We start from the raw sequence: 21,366 nt of genomic DNA, 5'->3' as shown, positions 1-21,366 counted from the left end.
AGGATACACCTGTTCCCATGCCGAACACAGAAGTTAAGCTTTAGCACGCCGATAGTAGTTGGGGGATCGCCCCCTGCGAGGGTAGGACGTTGCCACGCGACGAAGTTTCCGATATACTCTAATGGAGAGTGTCATTTATGATTGAGTGGTTCGAATCCACTTATCGGAATTTAGATGGAGAGTTGTCCGAGCTGGCCGAAGGAGCACCATTGGAAATGGTGTAAACGGGCACAAACCTGTTTCAAGGGTTCGAATCCCTTACTCTCCGTTTACACCCAAATTGATATGACCCGTTGGTCAAGCGGTTAAGACACCGCCCTTTCACGGCGGTAACATGGGTTCGAGTCCCATACGGGTCATTTTGGAGGATTAGCTCAGTTGGGAGAGCGTCTGCCTTACAAGCAGAGGGTCACAGGTTCGAGCCCTGTATCCTCCACTATAATAATGTAATAACTTCTTATGGTCCGTTGGTCTAGCTGGTTAGGACGCCTGCCTGTCACGCAGGAGATCACGAGTTCGAGTCTCGTACGGACCGTTGTTATGTTATTATTAATTTAATACTTAACATCTTTAATAACTTGGTAAATGGCTCGGTAGCTCAGTTGGTAGAGCAACGGATTGAAGCTCCGTGTGTCGGCGGTTCGATTCCGTCCCGCGCCATTATGGATGGGTAGCGAAGTCTGGCTAAACGCGGCGGACTGTAAATCCGCTCCTTCGGGTTCGGTGGTTCGAATCCACTCCCATCCACCATAGGGATATAGTTTAATGGTAGAACTACGGTCTCCAAAACCGTCGGTGTGGGTTCAACTCCTACTATCCCTGTTATTGATGTTATGGCGGTATTGGTGAAGTTTGGTTAACACACCGGATTGTGGTTCCGGCACGCATGGGTTCGAGTCCCATATACCGCCCTTTGATTGGGTTATAGCCAAGTGGTAAGGCAACGGACTTTGACTCCGTCATGCGCTGGTTCGAATCCAGCTAACCCAGTTGGATTCGATCATACTAATAAACATGGCGGTATAGCCAAGTGGTAAGGCAGAGGTCTGCAAAACCTTTATCGTCGGTTCGAATCCGATTACCGCCTTTACCCAATCATTTATTTTAGGATTTTACAATTGCAAATATGCCGGAGTGGCGGAACTGGCAGACGCGCTGGACTCAAAATCCAGTGTCCGTTGAGGACGTGTGGGTTCGAACCCCACCTCCGGTATAGAGTATATTTGTTTGAGACTGATGGACTTTGTTCATCAGTCTTTTTTTTGTGCTCTAAAGCATTGGTATACCAGCTTTTGTAGCGGTGGGGATTGCTCACCAAATTTTATGAGTCAATCAGACAAAATAGACAAACCCTTAAATAATCGTAAATAACCTCAATTTTTGGTGCACTAAATTGTGCACCTGAGATAAAAAATTAATAAAGGGTATTTCCTTATGCTTCTCTTAATTCAATACCTATTTTCTTGAATTTTAATGATAACATGATATATTATTCAAGCTAGTTTACCGAAGTAAAACGAACATTACCAGAGATGGGGTCGAACCCATCTTTTGAGAGAAAGTTTTGTAACCAAAAAGAGGAGCGATACAAATGAAAGTCGGAATCGATAAAATTGGATTTTATGCACCTAATACATATATTGATCTAATTGATTTGGCCAAGGAAAGGGGTGTCGACCCAAATAAATTTTTAATTGGGATTGGTCAGGAACGTCAAACCGTCGTACCCCTCAGTCAGGATGTTGTGTCGATGGCCGCCAATGCTGCAACAAGTATCTTTTCCGAATCAGATCGAGACACGATTGATATGATTCTTTTTGGTACGGAAACAGGCGTTGATAACTCGAAATCGGCGGCAATCTACCTACAGCAATTACTTGGACTTCGAAAGAATGTACGAACAGTAGAATTGAAACAGGCTTGTTACGGGGCAACGGCAGGAGTGTTATTGGCACGAGATTACGTCACAGTGCATCCTGATCGCAAAGTGCTCGTAATCGGTTCTGATATTGCTAGATATGGCCTTAAAACGGCAGGAGAGGTGACACAGGGCGGTGGCGCGGTAGCGATGATTATTTCTGCAGAACCTAGTATCTTGGTCTTAGAGGCTGAAACTAGCCATATTTCGGAAGATATTATGGATTTTTGGCGTCCAATTAACCGTCGAGAGGCTTTGGTAGATGGTAAGTACTCAACCAACGTCTATCTAGATTTCTTTCAGACTGCGTTTGAGAGTTATAAGAAACAGACGGACCGGGAACTCAGCGATTTTGATGCGATGACGTTCCATTTACCATTTACTAAAATGGGGTTAAAAGGACTACGTACAGTTCTAAATCAAGTTGACGAGAATAAACAGAAGCAATTGATGACTGAGTTTGAAAATAGTCGTGTCTATAACAAACAAATTGGTAATTTATATACCGGGTCGCTTTACTTAAGCCTATTATCACTATTAAGTGAGACTAAGCTTGATGCTGGTAGCCGGATTGGTTTGTTTTCATACGGATCTGGCGCTGAAGGTGAATTCTATAGTGGTATACTTCAAGAAGCGTATAAACGGCAACTTAATCCAGAACAAATGGCGCATTGGCTCGACAATAGAACTAGATTGACGATTTCGGAATATGAAACAATATTCAACCAAAGCTTACCAGCTGATAACGGAGATTTTGAAACAGATATTAACAAGGATGATGGTGTATTTGTTTTTGCCGGTATCAAAGATAAAAAACGAATTTATCGCAAAAAATAAGGAATCGGAGAAAATTCTCCGATTCCTTTTTAATTTGCATAGCGATCATAAATCAATTTCCCATTTTTAACGTTAAGTAAAATGGTTTTTTGATCAGATTTTCTTAGTGAAATGGTGTAGCCGTTGCCCAATACTTTATTAACTGATTTTCCAGTTTTAGTCATATTACTAATTTCAGTTGGCCACTTGACCTCATCCGTTTTTTTCGGATTTTTATCTAAATAGGCAACCGCCTTATTGAAGTTACTGTTTTTGGATGAAATAACATACGTTCTGGTTGTGCCATTAAACGAAACGCTCCCGAAAGCTTTGTAACTTTGTTGAAGTTGCTCTAAAACATTCTTTTCCTTCAGATTCTGAGTTTGAAGGTTGGTCTGGCTCTCATCAGCGGAGAAGACCGGTGAATTGGTACCACTGATTGATTCAGAACTCGACTTTGCAGTTTGAGCCGAAGTTTGTTGCGAAGCATTGTTGTCATGGTTCCAGTAAGGTAATTTCCAAATGGCAAATGCGGTTAATGCTAAGCTTAAGATTAAGAATACAGCTTGCCAAAACTATCGGGCTCCTTGTCCACGAGCAGTTAAAAGTGAAAAGAAACTCAAAAATACGAGCATGAATCCAATGATTGCAATAAATAACATCATGATGAAGTCCCCCAAAACTTGATTCAATTTACTATATAGTATACCATTACCGGCTTTTAAAGCGCTAAATTAATCTAACATTCTTCACATTAATGACGTAATAACTTCAGATTTGTTTGTTAAATTGTTCTTAAGTCAAAGAAGTGAGGGAAACGCCATGAAAAAGTTTGCGGAAGGTCAGCTCGTTAAATATGAATCGGTAGATGAATGGCAAGGTCCAATTGTGGGCAAAGTTATTCATGTTCTTAATCGATTAGTTGTGATAGAGGTGTTAAATTACCATTTCAAAGATCGCCGAACGGTTGCTGCGCAAAACTTCATAATTTCGGCTTGCCCAACAAAACTTAAACTAATGAAGGTGGTAAACTATGGATTTTAAACAGAAGGAACTTCCCAAAATTAATTTCAAACTTGATGATGTTGTGAATTGCCAGCCTTGTGGAAACATCAAAAATGCATTTAAAGGTATTGTTGAGAAAGTCTATACTAGATCGATTTTAGTCAAAATTATGGAGCATCATCCTGATGATCGCTGGGAGGTGATTAAGCTGACCGAAAAAACAGTGATTGCTGCTGATAAAATAAGTAACTAAAGAGCCACTACCCGAGAGTAGTGGCTCTTTACTGTTTAATAAATGTTATCTCGGAAAAGGCCAACGACCTTACCTAAAATAGAAACCTGATCTAAAATAATGGGTGCCATTGTATCGTTTTCAGGTTGTAAGCGATAATGATCAGCTTCTTTGAAGAAACGTTTACATGTGGCTTCATTTTCCTCAGTTAAGGCAATCACAATATCTCCGTTATCTGCAACTTGCTGTTTGCGGACGATGACTTGATCACCATTCAAAATTCCGGCTTTTATCATACTTTCACCACGAATGGTTAGCATGAATAAATCAGAGGCTTCTCCACGAAAATGATCTGGAACAGGGAAGTAATCAGTAGCCTCTTGGACGGCTAAGATTGGTGCACCGGCAGTAACGGTTCCTAGGACAGGAATCTTGTCAGCGTCGACCTGAATGCCCAAGGCTTCGATCCCAAGTGGGGTGATTTCAAGAGCTCGGGGCTTGGTTGGATCTTTTGAAAGTAAGCCTTTTTTAGCTAAACGACTAATGTGGCCATGAACTGTTGATGTTGATTTGAGTCCAACAGCTTCACCAATCTCACGAACTGTTGGGGGATAACCCTTTGCGTTGACTCGCTCGTGGATGAAGCTGAGGACCTCCATTTGTTTATTTTCTGAACCTTTACTCATGGCTCGTTCACCTCAAACATAAGATTTTAAAGTAATGATACCATACATAATAGCCCCTTTCAAACAAATGTTCGGTTTCTTTGATTGCACTTTGGTCAAAATCTTGTTAATATGTTCAATGGTAAAAAGGAGTGAAAGTAATGGCCGATAGTGAAATGCAAGCACTAATCAAGCGTATCAACGAATTAGCCAAGAAAGCTAAGGAAGAAGGGCTTTCAGAATTAGAGCTGATCGAACGAAAAGATTTACGTCAAAAATATTTAAAGAAGTTCCGTGAAAGTTTTAAAAGCCAAGTCGAGATGATTCAAGTGTTCGATAAAGCTGGTAAAGAAGTCACGCCGGAAAAGGTCAAAAAGTTACAGCGTGATAAGGGTTTAAGGGACGATTAATTGAAATAAGTGAGGTTAACCCTTTTAATTTGGGAAATACTTGTGTAAACTAGTTTAGTAAATGGTTGTTAAAGGGGGATTCACTTTGTCGACTGGAATCTGGATTTTAATCGTCGTAATCGCATTATTGCTGGGTGCAGTTGCTGGCTTCTTTGGAGCTCGCAAGTACATGGAAAATTATCTAAAAGATAATCCGCCAATTAGCGAAGATCAAATCAGAGCGATGATGATGCAAATGGGCCAAAAGCCATCTGCAAAGAAACTTCATCAAATGATGAACGCAATGCGTCAACAAGCAAAGAAACAATAGGATTTTGATCAAGACCTTATAGTTGAGGTGCTTCCTCGACTATAAGGTTATTTTTTTGCCTCTAATTATGGTACCATTAGGGAAAATCTAATTAAAATCTAATTATTGAATGGGAAGTGAACGACTTTGGGAATTTTCAGAAAGCTCGGATGGTATTTTAAGAGCGAACGAAAAACCTATTACCGTGGATTATTCGGTCTTTTAATAACGGCAATTATTGGCATTATCCCAGCTCGATTCATGGGTAACCTCATCGACTATATCGACAAGCGCGAGCTAACAGTGAGCCGATTGGTTACATTGTTGGGCTTATTGGCGCTAGCAGCATTATTGCAGTATTCGGCTCGCTATGTCTGGCGGACGGCCATTTGGGGTGGTGCAGCAAAACTTGAAAGGGTATTAAGAACACGGCTTTTCAACCATTTTATGTCGATGGACCGACCATTCTATAATCGACACCGAACAGGAGATTTAATGGCGCATGTGACCAACGATCTTTCTGCCATCCAGCGTGTGGCTGGTGGGGGTATTTTGCAGTTTGCTGATTCCATTATTACTGGTGGAACTACGCTGATTGCGATGATGATGTTTGTGGATTGGCGTTTAACTTTGATTGCTATTATTCCGTTTCCACTGTTAGCCGTCATGGCGCGATACCTGGGAATGAAAATTCATATTGCATTTGGTGATTCTCAAGCGGCTTTTTCGCGCTTGAACAACAAGGCTCAGGAAAGTATCAGTGGAATCAAAGTAATTAAGAGTCTGGGACAAGAACAGGAAGATATCGATGACTTTGAAAATCAGGTGGATCGGACGATTAAGATTAATCGACGAGTTAACCGATTGGATGCGCTGTTTGACCCCGTCACGACTTTGATCATTTCAATTTCTTATGTGATTACGATTGTTTATGGGGGAAGTTTAGTGGCAAATGGAACCATTACCATTGGTAACTTAGTTTCATTCATCGCTTACTTAGCTCGAATGATTTGGCCCATCTTTGCGGTCGGGATGCTGTTTAACACACTGGAACGAGGAAATGCGAGTTACGACCGAGTTATGTCACTCTTAGGTGAAAAGAGCGCCATTTTAGATGCTCAAGATGGCATTAGTGACCGACCAAGTGGTGATCTCCATTTTGATATTAAGCACTTCAGTTACCCGGATGATCGTGACCATGTGATCCTTCAAAACGTCCAATTTGATGTGCCGGCAGGTAAAACGCTAGGAATTGTCGGTAAAGTTGGTGCCAGTAAATCAACGATTATGGAGCTCATCTTACGGCAATTTGATCAGTATGAAGGACAAATTGTCTATGGTGGTCACAATATTAAGGACTATCAACTTGATGCGTATCTACCAGCTATCGGATATGTCCCTCAAAATAGTTTCATGTTCTCGGATACACTTAGAAATAATATTAGGTACGCGTTACCTGATGCGACGGACGACCAAGTCGAAACGGCCATTTTTAATAGTGGTTTGAAGGGCCAGGTAGATAAATTTCCAAATGGCTTGGAAATCCAAGTTGGAGAAGAAGGTATTTCGCTTTCTGGTGGTCAACGTCAACGATTAGCCATTGCTAGGGCACTGATTATTGATCCGGAGCTCTTAATACTTGATGATGCTCTTTCTGCCGTTGATGCAGAAACTGAAAGTGAGATCCTGATGCATCTTCGCGCGGAGCGTCAGGGCAAAACAACCATCATTGCAGCACATCGGTTAAGTTCGGTCATGGATGCGGATGAAATTATTGTGATGTCAAACGGTCAAGTGGTGGAGCGTGGAACCCATGATTCCTTGATGCAACAACACGGTTGGTATGAAGAAATGTTTGAACGTCAGGAATTACAAACTGAAACGGAAGGGGAGGACGCCTAATGGACAATCAAGAACATCAATCAGCCTGGTCAAAAAGTATTCCTGCTAAGGAACAACGGCGAATTGTCGGTAGGTTGATGGCCTTTGCTAAGGCCTACAAGTGGCTGTTCTTTCTCTCAATCTTGATGGCAGCGGGTGTTAGTATCATTAATATTTTGCTGCCACGAATTATTGCCGTTTATATGGATGACCATTTACGGAATGGTGATACGGCGGTCAGCATGATGTGGTTTTTTGCTGGTTTATACTTCTTTTCAATGATTGTGAAGGCCTTCATGCAATTCTGGCAAACCTATCTCTATTCGATGGGTGCTGAGTACATGTTGGAATCAGTTCGTCGCAAAATTTTCCAAAAGTTACACCAATTGGGAATGAGGTACTTTGACCAAACACCAGGTGGGTCTATTTTATCTCGTTTAACGAACGACACCATGTCGTTTCAAACGTTTTGGCAACTCTTTAGTAGCTTAGTTTTAGTGATTTTTGGAGTCGCTTCATCGTTTACAGCAATGCTATTGCTAGATGTCAAAATTGCACTCTGGTTACTTGTACTAATGCCATTTTTGGTGTTATCCATTTGGTATTATCAAAAATATAGTTCGGTCGTTTATCGACGGATGCGGGAACGTTTGAGCCAACTAAATGCAAAGCTAGCGGAATCAATCACGGGTGTGACCGTGATTCAACAATTTCGACAGGAAAAACGGGTCGAATCTGAATTCGGCGAAATCAATCATCGTTACTTCAATACGCGAAAGGCGATGATTCGGGTTAATTCATTACTTTTAAGCCCGATGATTGATTTACTTTACGCATTGGGAATTGTCCTCGCCTTATCAATTTTTGGTGTCCGTGGACTTCATGGATATGTTGCGGCTGGTGTTATTTATGCGTTTGTCACCTATATCGATAACTTCTTTAACCCCATGACGGGGATGATGGACAGTTTAAGTGATTTTCAAGATGGCATTGTGGCTGGGTCACGGGTACTAAAACTATTGGATGATCCCACGGCAGCACCGCAGCAAGACGCACAACCAGGGCGAGAAATTACACTGGGTGAGATTGAATTCAAACACGTCTCATTTTCCTATGATGGGAAGCATGACATTTTACACGATATTTCGTTCAAGGCTGAACCCGGCCAAACAATTGCTTTGGTTGGAGAAACGGGGAGCGGTAAAACTTCTATTATCAATGTTCTGATGCGCTTTTATGAATTTGGCAGTGGCACTATTTTAATTGATGGTAAAGATATTCGATCTTACCCAATTAGTGAGCTGCGGAAGAAGATGGGCTTGGTGTTGCAGGAACCATTCATGTTTTATGGCACTATTTCATCAAATATTCGAATGTTTAATCAGTCCATTACTGATCACCAAGTTCGCCAGGCGGCTCGTTTTGTTCAGGCAGATCGTTTTATTGAACAACTGCCCAAGGGTTATGACAACCGTGTTTTTGAACGAGGTACTAGCTATTCGAGTGGTCAACGTCAACTTATTTCGTATGCGCGGGTTATCGTGACGGATCCTAAAATTTTGATTTTAGATGAAGCCACCGCTAATATTGATACGGAAACGGAACAAGTGATTCAAGAAGGGCTGGAAAAGATCAGAGAAGGCCGGACAACTATTGCGATTGCTCACCGATTGTCAACGATTCAAAATGCTGATTTGATTCTCGTTTTGGAACGTGGGCGAATTGTTGAGCGAGGCACCAACGCAGAACTCATGAGCCAAAAAGGTTATTATTACGATATGATTCAATTACAAGGCAACACGAAGGAATAAAAAAGTCGTTGAAACCACAATTAAGTGGTATCAGCGACTTATTTTTTTTCGGAGACGTCTACGTAGTGAAAATCAGGATTAATCTCTTTGTCTAATGCGTCAAATGCAGACTGCATTTGAGTTTCAATGAGTTTTTGGCCTTCTTCATCCAATTTCAACTTGCGGTCAACCACGATGGGTTCACCAAATGCAACGGTAACTGGTTTCCGACTGAACAAGGATTTAAACGTTAATGGTCCTTGGTAAACAGTTGGAATGATGGGAACACCTGCCATTTTGGCAATCACCGCAGCACCACCTTTTAACTCTTGAGAATGACGCGTACCAGAAGGAAAAATAATCAGCGATAAATCGCCTTGCTTCAAAATTCTGACTGGTGTTTTAATTGCAGAAGGACCAGGGTTATCACGGTCAACCGGAAAAGCGTGAGCATGGTTCAAGATGAATCTAATGATAGGATTTTTAAATAATTCCTTTTTTGCCATAAAACTGAATTGTTTTGGGCTCCCGGCTAGGGCATAATAAATAGGATCGAACCAAGTTCGGTGAGGTCCCACTAACACGTAGGCACCCTCAGGCAACCGGTCGTGGTTGAGATAGTGGGAATTCCCATTGATTAGCCATAGCAAAAGGCGCACAATTACTCTTAGAACTGAATAAAACATAATGAATCTCCCCCTCGAGGTGGTTTCATTTACCCAGTATGCAAAAAAATCTGGGCATGTGCAAGTCTATTATGAAAAGGTGAATGAAAAATGAACGAAAACTGGTTAAACGACGGGGAGCGCATTGATCAGCTATACAGCAAAGATATTCAAATTATTCAAAGTGATACCGTTTTTGCTTTTTCGCTGGATGCGGTACTACTTGCTTATTTCGCCAAAGTCCCCAAGAAAAGCCAAACTAGAATTGTCGACCTTTGTGCCGGTAATGGTGCAGTAGGGCTATTTCTTTCTTCGGAAACGGCGGGGGAAATTAGCGAAGTAGAAATTCAACCCCGATTGGCTGATATGGCCGATCGATCGATTAAACTTAATGGGTTGACCGAACAAATGAAAGTTTACAATATGGATTTAGCAAACGTAACAGATGTCATCGAAAAGGATTCAGTTGATGTTGTGACATGTAATCCGCCTTACTTTTCGGATCACGCTTTAAGCAAGAAAAATCCTAACGAGTATTTGGCCATCGCCCGCCACGAACTCAAGACGACGTTATCGGGGGTTATGAAAGCAACGGCCGATGTGTTAAAAATGAACGCCAAGGCCTACTTTGTTTATCGACCGGACCGACTAGATGATTTGTTTAGTGAGATGAAGGCTCATCGATTAGCGCCAAAAAAAATCCAGTTTGTCTATCCCAAGCCAAATACGGAAGCCAACATGGTTTTAGTGGAAGCAATTAAGGACGGCAAACCAAATGGCGTTAGAATTCAGCAGCCGTTGATTGTGTATAACAATCAAAACGAGTACGGGGATGAAGTAAGAGGGATGCTTTATGGAATCAACCGATAAGAAATATTTTTTTTACGTACTCTTGTGCGCAGATAATACGTTATATGGTGGCTTTTCGACAGATGTCTTTCACCGCTTAAAGCAGCATGAGGCGGGGCTGGGCGCCAAGTATACCAAACCAAAGTATCGCCATCCGCTTAAATTAATTTATTATGAAGAATTTGATGATAAATCAGCAGCTTTGAAAGCAGAGTATGCTTTTAAGCATCAGCCACGGGCGAAGAAATTAGCCTATTTGGCGGCCCACAATATTCGACTGTGAATGGTTTGTATCCCACTGAGCAAAGGTGTAAAATTAAGTGTCTTCTAAGATTGGATTCACGTCATTCTTGGAAATTATTTTCTAGGAGGAATTTAAGTTGAAAATTATTGCTTATGGTATTCGTGACGATGAAAAACCCTATTTAGATCAATGGTCAAAGGACCAAAATATTGAAGTAAAGGCTGTTTCTGAGTTGCTCGACGAAAAGTCAGTTGATTTAGCTGATGGATACGATGGAGCGGTTGTTTACCAACAAAAGCCATATACTGCAGAAGTACTAGATAAATTAGCAAGTTTTGGGATCAAGTCATTATCACTTCGAAACGTTGGTGTAGATAATATTGATGCTGATGCGATTAAACGAAATGACATTAAAGTGACTAATGTGCCGGCGTACTCACCAGCTGCTATTGCTGAATTAACAATTACCCAGTTGATGAGATTACTGCGGCGCACACCAGTCTTTGACAAGAAACAAGCGGCCGGTAACCTTCAATGGGCACCAGATATTGCCGATGAGTTAGGTCACATGACGGTCGGTGTTGTGGCAACAGGCCGCATCGGTCGTGCCGCAATGCGAATCTACGAAGGCTTTGGTGCTAAGGTCATTGCTTACGATGTTTACCGTAACCCTGAACTTGAAGCAAAGGGTATTTACGTTGATTCGATGGATGAGTTATACGCCCAAGCAGACGTGATTTCACTCCATGCACCAGCCACTAAAGAAAATGAACATATGCTGAATGATGAAACCTTTGCCAAGATGAAGGACGGCGTTTGGATTTTAAACCCAGCCCGTGGTGCCATCATTGATACGGACGCCTTAATCCGTGCGCTCGACAGCGGCAAGGTGGCCGGTGCTGCATTGGATGTTTATGAAAATGAAGTCGGTATCTTCAACACTGACTTTGGTAGCTTTGATGCTATCCCAGACGAACGTTTGAAGAATCTGATGGCACGTGACAACGTTCTTGTAACGCCACATATTGCTTTCTACACCAAGACAGCAGTTAAGAACATGGTTCAATTTGCACTTAACAACAACAAACAACTTATCGAAACAGGAACGGCTGACGATATTGTTGAAATGTAATGATTAAAGTCAAGAAGGGGTACGAGTAATCGTACTCTTTTTTGTTACAAAAAAAGATAACACGCATGTTGACGAGTTATCTTCAAGAATTACTGATTATTCACTTATTTTTGCAACTGCTTCGAGTAATTCAATTAATTCCTCTGGCGACGAAACCGTTTGGTCTGCAACGATATCGCCGTTCGATTCCTCAAGTTCGCGATGATTGAACCAAAAGGCATGCCAACCAGCTTTTTTGGCACCACGAACGTCTAAATCATAACGGTTACCGACATATGCGACTTCGCTAGGACTGACCTCAAGTTTTCGGCTCATCGCCGTAAAAATCCGAGGGTCCGGCTTTTCGAGACCAACTTCTTCCGAAATCAGAACGTTCTCGCGGTTAACCCAATTAAAGAGACGTAGCTGGGTCATCTTAGCCATTTGCCGGTCCACAGAACCGTTGGTGATAATTCCCAGTTTAAAAAATTCACTTAATTCGTCAAATAATTGTGTAAACTTCGGAAAAAGATGAATCTCGGAAAGTTTATTTGTGTAATGAGTCCAAAACTCGTCTAGTTCACTCGGAGTGAATATGGGTAGTCCAAGGCTAGCCAACGTTTCATTAAGCTTGGTGGTTAAAAATTGCTCAATTGAAAGCTTTTTTTGATCCAATGGTAGGATGTTGGCTTCACTATGGAATTGGTTAAACACTTCTCGTAAACTAAGTAGTCGATGATCTTCTGGCTTGAGCACAGAATCGATTGCTTGTTCAAAGGGATGAGCTTGATCATACAAAGTATCATCTACATCAAAGACGATAGCTTTAATCATGTGTACTGCCTCCATTCAAGATAAGAAACAGTGTAACATAATTGTAATACATTGCAAGTTTTGTCAAGCGGTTTTCAATTCAATAGGTTTTCAAAAGAATTAGTTGCTAAAGCTCAGTAATTTAGTTATAATATTTCTCGGTGTTAAAAACATCAATTCACACCTTAAGTGATTCCAGAATCGGTGCTCAACTAGTTGGGTGATTTTGGAAGCTGAGCTTAGGGGAGGAAAAAACTATTTTACGGAGGCTTATTATGGCTGTCATTTCTATGAAACAATTGCTTGAAGCTGGTGTCCACTTCGGTCACCAAACACGTCGTTGGAACCCAAAGATGAAACAATACATCTTTACGGAACGTAACGGTATTTACATTATTGATTTACAAAAGACGGTTAAGTTGATTGACTCAGCTTACAACTTTATGAAGGACGAAGCATCAAAGGGTGCCGTTGTACTTTTCGTTGGTACAAAGAAGCAAGCTCAAGATGCCATTGCTGAAGAAGCAGTTCGTGCCGGTCAATTCTACGTTAACCACCGTTGGTTAGGTGGAACATTGACTAACTGGGATACGATTCAAACTCGTATCAAGCGTCTTAAGGAACTTAAGAAGATGGCTACTGATGGTACATTCGATCGTCTTCCTAAGAAGGAAGTTGCACTTTTGAACAAGCAAGCTGACAAGCTTGAACGTTTCCTTGGTGGTATCGAAGATATGCCTAAGGTTCCAGACGTAATGTTCATCGTTGACCCTCGTAAGGAACAAATCGCTGTTAAGGAAGCTCAAAAGCTTAACATTCCGATTGTTGCCATGGTTGATACGAACACCGACCCAGATCAAATCGATGTTGTTATCCCATCCAACGACGATGCTATTCGTGCCGTTCGTTTGATTACTGCAAAGATGGCAGATGCTATAGTTGAAGGTAACCAAGGTGAAGAAGGCGAAGCTGCTGAAGCTAAGCAAAACGAAGGAACTGACACTGACTCAACTGAAGCAACTGCTGACGCTGAGTAAGAAACTTAGTTTTTTACAATTTTAAAAATCGCTTAGGCTGGTTTAAAATTTTGGGACCTCATAGGCCTGAGTTTTAAACCAGCTTTTTATTTTGAATTCAAAGGAGACCATACATTATGGCTATTACTGCAAAGCAAGTTAAAGAATTACGTGACCAAACCAGCGTTGGTATGATGGACGCTAAGAAGGCCCTCGTTGCAACCGACGGTGACATTCAAAAGGCTATCGACTTTTTACGTGAAAAGGGTATTGCTAAGGCTGAAAAGAAGAGCGGTAACGTTGCTGCCAACGGTTTGGCACAAATCGCCGTTAAGGATAACACTGCTGCTGTTGTTGAAGTGAACTCAGAAACTGACTTCGTTGCAACTAACGACACTTTCAAGAACTTAGTTGACGAAATTGCCGCAGCAATCGCTGCTGAAAAGCCAGCTGATGTTGATGCTGCACTCGAGCTTAAGACTAACAACGGTACTGTCAAAGAAGCTATCGTTGAAACAACTCAAGTAACAAGTGAAAAAGTGACGCTTCGTCGTTTTGAAGTTGTTGAAAAGAGTGATGGCGAAGTCTTCGGCGCATACCTTCACAATGGTGGCCAAATCGCTGCCTTGGTAACACTTGAAGGTGCAGATGAAGAAGTCGCTAAGAACGTTGCAATGCACGTTGCTGCCGTTAACCCAGAATTCGTTTCTCGTGATGACATTCCATCAGAACGTTTAGATCACGAACGCGAAGTTCTTAAGAAGGAAGCCTTGAACGAAGGTAAGCCAGAAAACATCGTCGAAAAGATGGTCGATGGTCGTCTTCGCAAGTTCCTTTCAGAAATCAGTTTGGCAGACCAAGAATTCGTTATGGATTCAGATCAAACTGTTAACCAATACGTTGCTTCAAAGGGTGGCAAGTTGAAGTCATTCGTTCGTTTTGAAGTTGGTGAAGGTATTGAAAAGAAGGAAGTTAACTTTGAAGATGAAGTTAACAGCCAAATCAACGGTTAATTTTTGAATCACATGAGATGTGCACGTGGTGTACATCTTTTTTTTGAGTAAAATTCGGTAAACTAATCACGTCAACACTGTTTACCTAAAGCTGATTATGATAGAATTGACTAAGAAATCGATAGGAGGATCACGATGTCGGATCTTAAATACAAACGGATAGTACTTAAACTTAGTGGAGAGGCCTTAGCTGGTGACCAAGGCTTTGGTATTCACCCACCAGTCATCAAAGAAGTTGCTCAAGAAATTAGAGACGTTTACAAATTAGGATTACAAATTGCCATTGTTGTTGGTGGTGGTAATATGTGGCGCGGTGAATCAGGTGCCCAAATGGGGATGGAACGCTCACAAGCCGATTATATTGGCATGTTAGCAACCATCATGAACGCATTAGCCTTACAAGACAACTTAGAATCTTTAGGTGTGCCTACTCGGGTTCAAACCTCAATCGAAATGCGAGCAATTGCTGAACCATACATTAGAAGAAAGGCAATTCGTCACCTGGAAAAGGAACGGGTTGTCATTTTCGCCGGTGGTACAGGTAGCCCATACTTCTCCACTGATACGACTGCAGCTTTACGCGCAGCGGAAATCAATGCAGATGCTATTTTGATGGCTAAGAATGGGGTCGATGGTATTTATTCTGCTGATCCTAAGTTAGATCCGAACGCCAAAAAGTTTGATTCTTTGACTCAAATGGATATCATTAACAATGGACTAAAGGTTATGGATTCGACAGCAAGTACATTGTCGATGGACAACGATATTCCGTTGGTTGTGTTCAACTTAAATCAACCAGGTAATATCAAGAAGGTCGTTGAAGGCGACAATATTGGAACAACAGTAAGGGGGAAATAGCATGGCAAACGCCGTTTTAGACGAAGCAAAAGATAAAATGAAAAAAGCAGAGCAAGCCTTATCGCGTGAACTTGGAACCATTCGTGCCGGCCGCGCGAATGCAAGTTTATTGAATCGTGTTATGGTGAGCTACTATGGTGCGCCAACACCAATCAATCAAGTTGCTTCTATCACAATTCCAGAACCACGAGTTATTATGGTCTCACCATTTGACAAATCGGCTCTTGAAGATATCGAAAAAGGAATTTTGGAATCCGATCTTGGGATTAACCCAGCCAATGATGGTGATACGATTCGACTCGTCATTCCTCAATTGACTGAGGAGCGACGGAAAGAATTAGCTAAACAAGTTAAGGCTACGACTGAACAAGGTAAAGTTGCCTTACGTAACGTGCGTCGCGATGCCATGGACAAATTAAAGAAATCTCACAAGAATAGTGAGATTACTGATGATGACCTCCACGATCTTGAAAAGCAAGTCCAAAAAATTACCGATGACTCGGCTAAAAATATGGACAAGATTGCTGATGATAAAGAAAAAGAAATTATGAACGGCTAATCTACGAATCAGGAGGAATAGTGCATGTCCGAAAATAACGAGAACAATGAAGAAATGGACCAAGAAATTACCCCTGGGACACCAGAATTTGAAAAGATGGTTTTTCGTCTTAACGAGGGTGTCAATGCAGAGAATCTTCAAGTTTTAAACTATAACGGTAATGAGCTACACGCCATCCAAGATGGGGTATATACCCAACCCGTGTACATTAACGAGAACTTCAACTTGTTTTTCTTGATTACTCAGTTGATTGGTGAAGACTGGATTGTGGCCTTTTCTCAAGCAACCATCGAGAATGAAAATGAGATTACCGATTTTTCAGAAGCAATTCCAACTGGTACCGGATTAAACATGCTAGGTGCACAGAGCCCCGAGGATGCCAATCGTGTGTTACAGTATTTCAACACACTAGTAGACGCAAATCGTGGTGAATGGCGCTTGATTCAGTAAGAAAAGTCAAAAAATGGGACTGGACTTATTCCAATCCCGTTTTTAATTTGGAGGGTCTATATGGTTTCATTAGATCAGACACAATTAGATGAAGAACTTGATATGACAAACATTCCTGAGCATATCGCTATCATTATGGATGGTAATGGTCGGTGGGCACAAAAGCGGCACCTTCCTCGAATTGCCGGGCATAAACAGGGTATGAATACGGTTAAAAAGATTACCAAAGCAGCCAGTGATTTGGGCGTTAAAGTTTTGACGCTTTATGCATTTTCGACTGAAAATTGGAAGCGGCCAAAAGATGAAGTGAACTACATCATGAAGCTACCCGTTACTTTTTTTAATACGTTTATTCCTGACCTCATTAAGAATAATGTACGCGTGAATGTGATGGGCTATATTGATGAACTGCCAGATGCCACCAGAGACGTGGTTAATAAGGCCATTGAAGATACTAAAGATTGCACTGGGATGGTGCTTAACTTTGCGTTAAATTATGGGAGCCAAGCAGAAATTACAACTGCGGTTCAGCAGATTGCCAAGGAAGTCCAAGCCGGACAGTTATCACCAGAAGCCATTTCTCAGGAAACGATTGAACAGCACTTGATGACTCATGGATTGGCACCATATAGTAATCCAGATTTATTGGTGCGTACATCAGGGGAAGAGCGGATTTCAAACTTCTTGCTCTGGCAAATTGCTTACAGCGAATTTGTGTTTGTGCAAGATCACTGGCCTGATTTTGGTCAACAAACATTAATTGATACCATCAAGATTTATCAAAGTCGCCATCGTCGCTATGGTGGACTTAATAAAAAATAGTTCATTAGGGGGTTGTCGCCTTGAAACAACGAGTCATTACTGCAGTGATTGCGCTGATTATTTTCATCCCAATCATTATCGCTGGTGGCATTTGGATAGACATTGCCGCATTGGTTTTAGGTGCAGTTGCATTATCTGAAGTGCTAATTATGAAAAAGAAGTTATTAGTTTCACCTGAAGCGATTTTTTCTGGATTGGCGGTCTTACTGCTTATTTCACCAGATGGCTGGTTTAGCAATTTACCAGGACATTTATCAGCCACTTACTTGGTTTATTTATTGATTCTGCTGTTGCTGCTGAGAACGGTCATGTCTAAAAATCGATTCACGTTTGATGATGCAGCCGTCATTACGTTAGGATTACTCTACATTGGTACTGGGTTCCACTATTTTATTGCGGCTCGTGATACCAGCTTGGCAATGCTTTTCTATGCCTTGTTCACGGTGTGGATTACCGATAGTGGCGCCTACATGATTGGCCGTAAACTTGGTAAGCATAAGTTAGCACCAGCAATTAGCCCTAACAAAACTTGGGAAGGCTCTATTGGGGGAACAGTGGCAGCTGTAATTATTGTTAGCATTTACGCTGCAATTTTCTCAGTTGGCCAATACAATATTTTCTTGATGATTTTAATCACGTTGATCTTATCCATTGCTGGTCAATTTGGTGATTTAATTGAATCCGCTTTGAAGCGTTTCTATGGCGTGAAGGATTCTGGTAAGATTCTTCCAGGTCATGGCGGTATTTTGGATCGTTTTGACAGTTTGATTATTGTGCTACCATTGATGCATCTCTTCGCATTGATTTAGAAATCCGTGGACTTGCCCGGAAGGCACATGTCATGTATCCTGATGGGAAAGAACACTCAGAATTGGAAGGTAGATGCTATTGATTACAACGATCATAACGTTCATTATCGTTTTTGGAATTTTAGTGATTGTCCATGAATTTGGTCATTTTTACTTTGCCAAAAAGTCTGGAATTCTCGTTCGCGAATTTTCAGTAGGGATGGGACCAAAACTCTTTTATCATCGAGCCAACGGAACAACTTATACCATTAGACTGTTGCCATTGGGTGGTTACGTTCGCATGGCTGGTAGTGAAGAAGATGAGGGCGAAGAACTAAAACCCGGGACTCCTGTCAGCTTATATATTGGCGAGTCGGGTAAAGTGGAACGAATTAACGCAAGTAAAAAAACAACGTTATTCAACGGAATTCCGCTGGAAGTTTCGGGCTCGGATCTTGAGAATGACTTGTGGATTGAAGGCTACGAAAACGGGAACGAAGAAGAACTGAAGCGTTACCCGGTTGATCATGATGCCACTATTATTGAATCAGATGGTACTGAGGTGCAAATTGCGCCCAAAGACGTTCAATTTCAGTCAGCTAGTTTAGGCCATCGTTTGATGACTAACTTTGCTGGTCCAATGAATAACTTTATTTTAGCAATCGTCGTTTTCACGTTATTTTCGTTTGCTTTAGGTGGTGTGCCATCTAATTCTAACCAAGTTAAGGTGGAAGATCAGACATCCGTCGCAGCAAAGGCTGGGATGAAGACTGGTGACAAGGTGGTTGCAGTTAACAATAAAGCGACCAAAACTTGGACGCAATTAGCGACTGCCATTCAAAAGCAGGGCGGAAAGCAAACTAAGCTTACCGTTGATCGTAGTGGTAAGGATCAGACCCTCACGGTAACACCTAAAAAGGTCAAAGAATCAGGCCAAACGGTTGGTGTTATTGGTATTAATCGTTATATGAAAACTGATATTGGTAGTATTTTAATTTCAGGATTTACACAAACGTGGAATATGGCAATGGCGTTGTTTGCGGCACTTTGGAACATGGTTTCTGGTCATTTTAGTCTCAATGATCTTGGGGGACCGGTTGCCATTTTTGCCAATACGTCTCAAGCAGCTCAAGGCGGGGTTAGTGGTGTTTTATACTTCCTAGCGTTCTTGTCTCTAAACTTGGGAATTGTTAACTTGCTACCAATTCCGGCACTTGACGGTGGTAAAATATTATTGAACTTCATTGAGGGGATTCGTCGTAAGCCGTTATCACAGAATGTGGAAACTGCTATAACATTAGTTGGCGTTGGTTTCTTGCTGCTGTTAATGGTTTTGGTCACGTGGAACGACATCGAACGATATTTCTTAAATTAGAGATTTGAAGTAGTAGAGGGGATTAATAGAAAATGAAACAGTCAAAAATGCTTATTCCGACACTAAAGGAAGTTCCGAGTGACGCAGAAGCCATCAGTCATCAAATGATGCTTCGTGGTGGCTACATTCGCCAGGTGACGGCAGGAATGTATGCTTACTTGCCTCTCGCTTATCGTGTGTTGATGAACATCGAGTCCATCATTCGCAAAGAAATGGAAAAAATTGATGCCGTTGAAATGTTAGCGCCAGCCGTTCTGCCTGCTTCATTGTGGCAAGAATCTGGACGCTATGCTACATACGGTGATACATTGTTCAAATTTAAAAATCGGCATGACACGGACTTCATTTTGGGACCTACTCACGAAGAAACGTTCACAACGCTTGTTCGTGATTCAATCAAGTCATACAAAAAGTTGCCATTAACTTTATACCAAATTCAACCTAAGTATCGCGACGAGGATCGCCCTCGTTATGGCTTGTTACGTGGTCGTGAATTTATCATGAAGGATGCTTATTCATTCTCGGCTAATAACGAAGACTTAGACACGGTCTTTAATCAAATGGAAAAAGCGTACACTGCCATTTTTGACCAAATCGGTTTGGATTATCGGACGATTATTGGGGATGCTGGTGCAATGGGCGGTAAGGATTCTAAAGAATTTTCCGCAATTGCTCCCGTTGGGGAAGATACCATTGTGTACTCAGATGCTTCTGATTACGCGGCTAACCTAGAAATGGCGAAAAGCTTGTATGTCCCAAACAAGTCACATGTTGCGCCTTTGAAATTAACAAAAGTTGAGACGCCAAATGCCAAAACGATTGATGAAGTTGCCAAATTTTTCGAAATCAATTCAGATCAATTGATTAAATCAGTTCTATTCATTGCGGATGAAGCACCAGTATTAGTGCTAGTTCGCGGTGACCACGAAGTTAATGATGTGAAAGTCAAAAACTTCCTGGGAGCTGATTCTCTGGAGATGGCGACGGATGACCAAGCTCAAGAATTCTTGGGAGCTTCGTTTGGCTCATTAGGACCAGTTGGCGCTTCTGAAGATGTGAAAATTCTGGCCGATAAATATGTACAAGATATGGTAAATGTGTCTGTTGGTGCAAATGAGAATGGTTTCCATTACATTAACGTCAATCCAGAGCGTGATTTTAGAATTGATGAAGTTAACGATTTCCGTCTTGTTCAGGAAGGTGACGTTTCACCTGATGGCTCAGGCGTTCTGAAGTTTACTCGCGGAATCGAAATTGGACACATTTTCAAGCTTGGGAGTCGTTATTCTGAATCATTGCATGCCGAAGTATTAGATGAAAATGGTCGCAACGTACCCGTTATTATGGGATCATATGGTATCGGGGTTAGTCGTTTGCTATCTGCAATTGCTGAACAAAACGCGGACGAAAATGGATTGGTATGGCCAAGAGCGGTGGCACCATTTGACATTCACGTCATTCCGGTTAATGCAAAGAATGAAGAGCAAATGACAATTGCTGAAGAAATTGATCAACAGTTACAAGATGCTGATTACCGAACTTTGATTGACGACCGTAAAGAACGGGCCGGTGTCAAGTTTGCAGATTCCGATTTAATTGGGATTCCATTGCGAATCACAGTTGGTAAGAAGGCTGCTGAGGGCATCGTTGAAATTAAGATTCGCAAAACTGGTGAGACACTCGAAGTGAAAACTGCCGAGTTAGTCGACACCATCAGTATTTTACTCAAATCAGATAATTAAGTTAGAAACCTGAGGATTCTTCTCAGGTTTTTCTACATAGCTCACATATGCCGTT

At 41.6% G+C, this 21,366-nt stretch carries 23 protein-coding genes, 11 tRNA genes and 1 rRNA gene; 31 read left to right on the top strand and 4 right to left on the bottom strand.

Going from position 1 to position 21,366, the window contains the following annotated elements:
- From rrf to LOSG293_RS06610, 13 genes are all read left to right on the top strand, one after another.
- A 5S ribosomal RNA gene (rrf, locus tag LOSG293_RS06670) occupies positions 1-98 on the top strand; the annotation flags it as partial.
- A 78-nt stretch (positions 99-176) separates the two neighbouring features.
- Positions 177-268, top strand: a tRNA-Ser gene (locus tag LOSG293_RS06665).
- 19 nt (positions 269-287) lie between these two features.
- Positions 288-359: transfer RNA gene (locus LOSG293_RS06660), tRNA-Glu, on the top strand.
- Positions 360-363: 4 nt separating this feature from the next.
- Positions 364-436: transfer RNA gene (locus LOSG293_RS06655), tRNA-Val, on the top strand.
- Positions 437-461: 25 nt separating this feature from the next.
- Positions 462-535 (top strand) — tRNA-Asp (locus LOSG293_RS06650).
- A gap of 52 nt (positions 536-587) precedes the next feature.
- Positions 588-660 (top strand) — tRNA-Phe (locus LOSG293_RS06645).
- 4 nt (positions 661-664) lie between these two features.
- Positions 665-750: transfer RNA gene (locus tag LOSG293_RS06640), tRNA-Tyr, on the top strand.
- Position 751: 1 nt separating this feature from the next.
- Positions 752-822: transfer RNA gene (locus LOSG293_RS06635), tRNA-Trp, on the top strand.
- Positions 823-836: 14 nt separating this feature from the next.
- A tRNA-His gene (locus LOSG293_RS06630) sits at positions 837-911 on the top strand.
- 7 nt (positions 912-918) lie between these two features.
- Positions 919-990: transfer RNA gene (locus LOSG293_RS06625), tRNA-Gln, on the top strand.
- A 26-nt stretch (positions 991-1,016) separates the two neighbouring features.
- A tRNA-Cys gene (locus LOSG293_RS06620) sits at positions 1,017-1,087 on the top strand.
- 41 nt (positions 1,088-1,128) lie between these two features.
- Positions 1,129-1,213 (top strand) — tRNA-Leu (locus LOSG293_RS06615).
- Positions 1,214-1,591: 378 nt separating this feature from the next.
- Entirely contained in the window at positions 1,592-2,755 is a 1,164-nt protein-coding gene (locus tag LOSG293_RS06610; protein ID WP_034528427.1) for a hydroxymethylglutaryl-CoA synthase, read from the top strand.
- A gap of 29 nt (positions 2,756-2,784) precedes the next feature.
- Here the strand turns inward: LOSG293_RS06610 and LOSG293_RS10265 are convergent, their stop codons facing one another.
- Complete coding sequence (locus LOSG293_RS10265) at positions 2,785-2,919, bottom strand: hypothetical protein (protein ID WP_268870192.1); 135 nt, start codon at positions 2,917-2,919, stop codon at positions 2,785-2,787.
- Positions 2,920-3,556: 637 nt separating this feature from the next.
- Between LOSG293_RS10265 and LOSG293_RS06605 the strand changes: the two genes are divergently transcribed.
- On the top strand, positions 3,557-3,778 hold the full coding sequence (locus LOSG293_RS06605; RefSeq protein ID WP_034528425.1) for a hypothetical protein: 222 nt from the start codon (positions 3,557-3,559) through the stop codon (positions 3,776-3,778).
- Positions 3,768-3,992, top strand: coding sequence for a hypothetical protein (locus LOSG293_RS06600; RefSeq protein WP_034528423.1), 225 nt, complete (start codon positions 3,768-3,770; stop codon positions 3,990-3,992). Before LOSG293_RS06605 ends, LOSG293_RS06600 begins: the two co-directional genes overlap by 11 nt.
- A gap of 35 nt (positions 3,993-4,027) precedes the next feature.
- On the opposite strand, the gene lexA is transcribed toward LOSG293_RS06600, so the two are convergent.
- Positions 4,028-4,657 (bottom strand): transcriptional repressor LexA, encoded by a 630-nt coding sequence (lexA, locus tag LOSG293_RS06595; protein WP_034528421.1) that lies wholly within the window; start codon positions 4,655-4,657, stop codon positions 4,028-4,030.
- Between the two features lie 140 nt (positions 4,658-4,797).
- On the opposite strand from lexA, the gene LOSG293_RS06590 reads away from it, so the two are divergent.
- The 4 genes from LOSG293_RS06590 (at position 4,798) to LOSG293_RS06575 (ending at position 9,027) form a co-directional block, all read left to right on the top strand.
- Positions 4,798-5,046, top strand: a complete 249-nt coding sequence (locus LOSG293_RS06590) for a DUF896 domain-containing protein (RefSeq protein ID WP_034528419.1) — start codon at positions 4,798-4,800, stop codon at positions 5,044-5,046.
- A 61-nt stretch (positions 5,047-5,107) separates the two neighbouring features.
- On the top strand, positions 5,108-5,356 hold the full coding sequence (locus LOSG293_RS06585) for a YneF family protein (RefSeq protein ID WP_191976221.1): 249 nt from the start codon (positions 5,108-5,110) through the stop codon (positions 5,354-5,356).
- Positions 5,357-5,482: 126 nt separating this feature from the next.
- A complete protein-coding gene (locus LOSG293_RS06580; protein WP_034528415.1) occupies positions 5,483-7,237 on the top strand; it encodes an ABC transporter ATP-binding protein in 1,755 nt (584 codons plus the stop codon).
- Complete coding sequence (locus tag LOSG293_RS06575) at positions 7,237-9,027, top strand: ABC transporter ATP-binding protein (RefSeq protein ID WP_034528413.1); 1,791 nt, start codon at positions 7,237-7,239, stop codon at positions 9,025-9,027. Before LOSG293_RS06580 ends, LOSG293_RS06575 begins: the two co-directional genes overlap by 1 nt.
- Positions 9,028-9,065: 38 nt before the next feature.
- On the opposite strand, the gene LOSG293_RS06570 is transcribed toward LOSG293_RS06575, so the two are convergent.
- Positions 9,066-9,692 (bottom strand): lysophospholipid acyltransferase family protein, encoded by a 627-nt coding sequence (locus LOSG293_RS06570; protein ID WP_034528411.1) that lies wholly within the window; start codon positions 9,690-9,692, stop codon positions 9,066-9,068.
- A gap of 90 nt (positions 9,693-9,782) precedes the next feature.
- Here LOSG293_RS06570 and LOSG293_RS06565 point away from each other — a divergent pair, with 90 nt between their 5' ends.
- The 3 genes from LOSG293_RS06565 to LOSG293_RS06555 all read left to right on the top strand — a co-directional run bounded on the left by LOSG293_RS06565 (position 9,783) and on the right by LOSG293_RS06555 (position 11,896).
- Positions 9,783-10,541 carry a tRNA1(Val) (adenine(37)-N6)-methyltransferase gene (locus LOSG293_RS06565; protein WP_034528409.1) on the top strand — a complete coding sequence of 253 codons (759 nt, stop codon included), beginning with the start codon at positions 9,783-9,785 and terminating at the stop codon, positions 10,539-10,541.
- Positions 10,525-10,803, top strand: a complete 279-nt coding sequence (locus LOSG293_RS06560) for a GIY-YIG nuclease family protein (RefSeq protein WP_034528407.1) — start codon at positions 10,525-10,527, stop codon at positions 10,801-10,803. The genes LOSG293_RS06565 and LOSG293_RS06560 overlap by 17 nt, the downstream gene beginning before the upstream one ends.
- Before the next feature lie 97 nt (positions 10,804-10,900).
- Positions 10,901-11,896, top strand: a complete 996-nt coding sequence (locus LOSG293_RS06555) for a D-2-hydroxyacid dehydrogenase (RefSeq protein ID WP_034528405.1) — start codon at positions 10,901-10,903, stop codon at positions 11,894-11,896.
- 96 nt (positions 11,897-11,992) lie between these two features.
- Here LOSG293_RS06555 and LOSG293_RS06550 read toward each other — a convergent pair whose 3' ends face one another.
- Positions 11,993-12,709 (bottom strand): HAD family hydrolase, encoded by a 717-nt coding sequence (locus LOSG293_RS06550; protein WP_034528403.1) that lies wholly within the window; start codon positions 12,707-12,709, stop codon positions 11,993-11,995.
- Between the two features lie 254 nt (positions 12,710-12,963).
- Between LOSG293_RS06550 and rpsB the strand changes: the two genes are divergently transcribed.
- From rpsB to LOSG293_RS06505, 9 genes are all read left to right on the top strand, one after another.
- Complete coding sequence (gene rpsB / locus LOSG293_RS06545) at positions 12,964-13,725, top strand: 30S ribosomal protein S2 (protein ID WP_034528401.1); 762 nt, start codon at positions 12,964-12,966, stop codon at positions 13,723-13,725.
- 116 nt (positions 13,726-13,841) lie between these two features.
- Positions 13,842-14,717 (top strand): translation elongation factor Ts, encoded by an 876-nt coding sequence (gene tsf, locus LOSG293_RS06540; protein WP_034528398.1) that lies wholly within the window; start codon positions 13,842-13,844, stop codon positions 14,715-14,717.
- Between the two features lie 135 nt (positions 14,718-14,852).
- Complete coding sequence (pyrH, locus tag LOSG293_RS06535; RefSeq protein ID WP_034528396.1) at positions 14,853-15,575, top strand: UMP kinase; 723 nt, start codon at positions 14,853-14,855, stop codon at positions 15,573-15,575.
- 1 nt (position 15,576) lies between these two features.
- Positions 15,577-16,134 (top strand): ribosome recycling factor, encoded by a 558-nt coding sequence (frr, locus tag LOSG293_RS06530; RefSeq protein WP_034528394.1) that lies wholly within the window; start codon positions 15,577-15,579, stop codon positions 16,132-16,134.
- 24 nt (positions 16,135-16,158) lie between these two features.
- Positions 16,159-16,584 (top strand): hypothetical protein, encoded by a 426-nt coding sequence (locus tag LOSG293_RS06525; protein ID WP_034528392.1) that lies wholly within the window; start codon positions 16,159-16,161, stop codon positions 16,582-16,584.
- 60 nt (positions 16,585-16,644) lie between these two features.
- Entirely contained in the window at positions 16,645-17,406 is a 762-nt protein-coding gene (uppS, locus tag LOSG293_RS06520) for an undecaprenyl pyrophosphate synthase (protein WP_034528390.1), read from the top strand.
- A gap of 20 nt (positions 17,407-17,426) precedes the next feature.
- A complete protein-coding gene (locus LOSG293_RS06515; protein ID WP_034528388.1) occupies positions 17,427-18,215 on the top strand; it encodes a phosphatidate cytidylyltransferase in 789 nt (262 codons plus the stop codon).
- A 79-nt stretch (positions 18,216-18,294) separates the two neighbouring features.
- On the top strand, positions 18,295-19,569 hold the full coding sequence (rseP, locus tag LOSG293_RS06510; protein WP_034528432.1) for an RIP metalloprotease RseP: 1,275 nt from the start codon (positions 18,295-18,297) through the stop codon (positions 19,567-19,569).
- Positions 19,570-19,601: 32 nt separating this feature from the next.
- Positions 19,602-21,311: a proline--tRNA ligase gene (locus LOSG293_RS06505; RefSeq protein ID WP_034528387.1), complete on the top strand. Its 1,710-nt coding sequence runs from the start codon at positions 19,602-19,604 to the stop codon at positions 21,309-21,311.
- Positions 21,312-21,366: the final 55 nt, after the last annotated feature.

Origin of the sequence: Secundilactobacillus oryzae JCM 18671, from assembly GCF_000740055.1 — a bacterium.
Lineage (GTDB): Bacteria > Bacillota > Bacilli > Lactobacillales > Lactobacillaceae > Secundilactobacillus > Secundilactobacillus oryzae.
The sequence above is the reverse complement of the archived record's forward strand: the minus strand, read 5'-3'. Positions and strand labels throughout refer to the sequence as shown.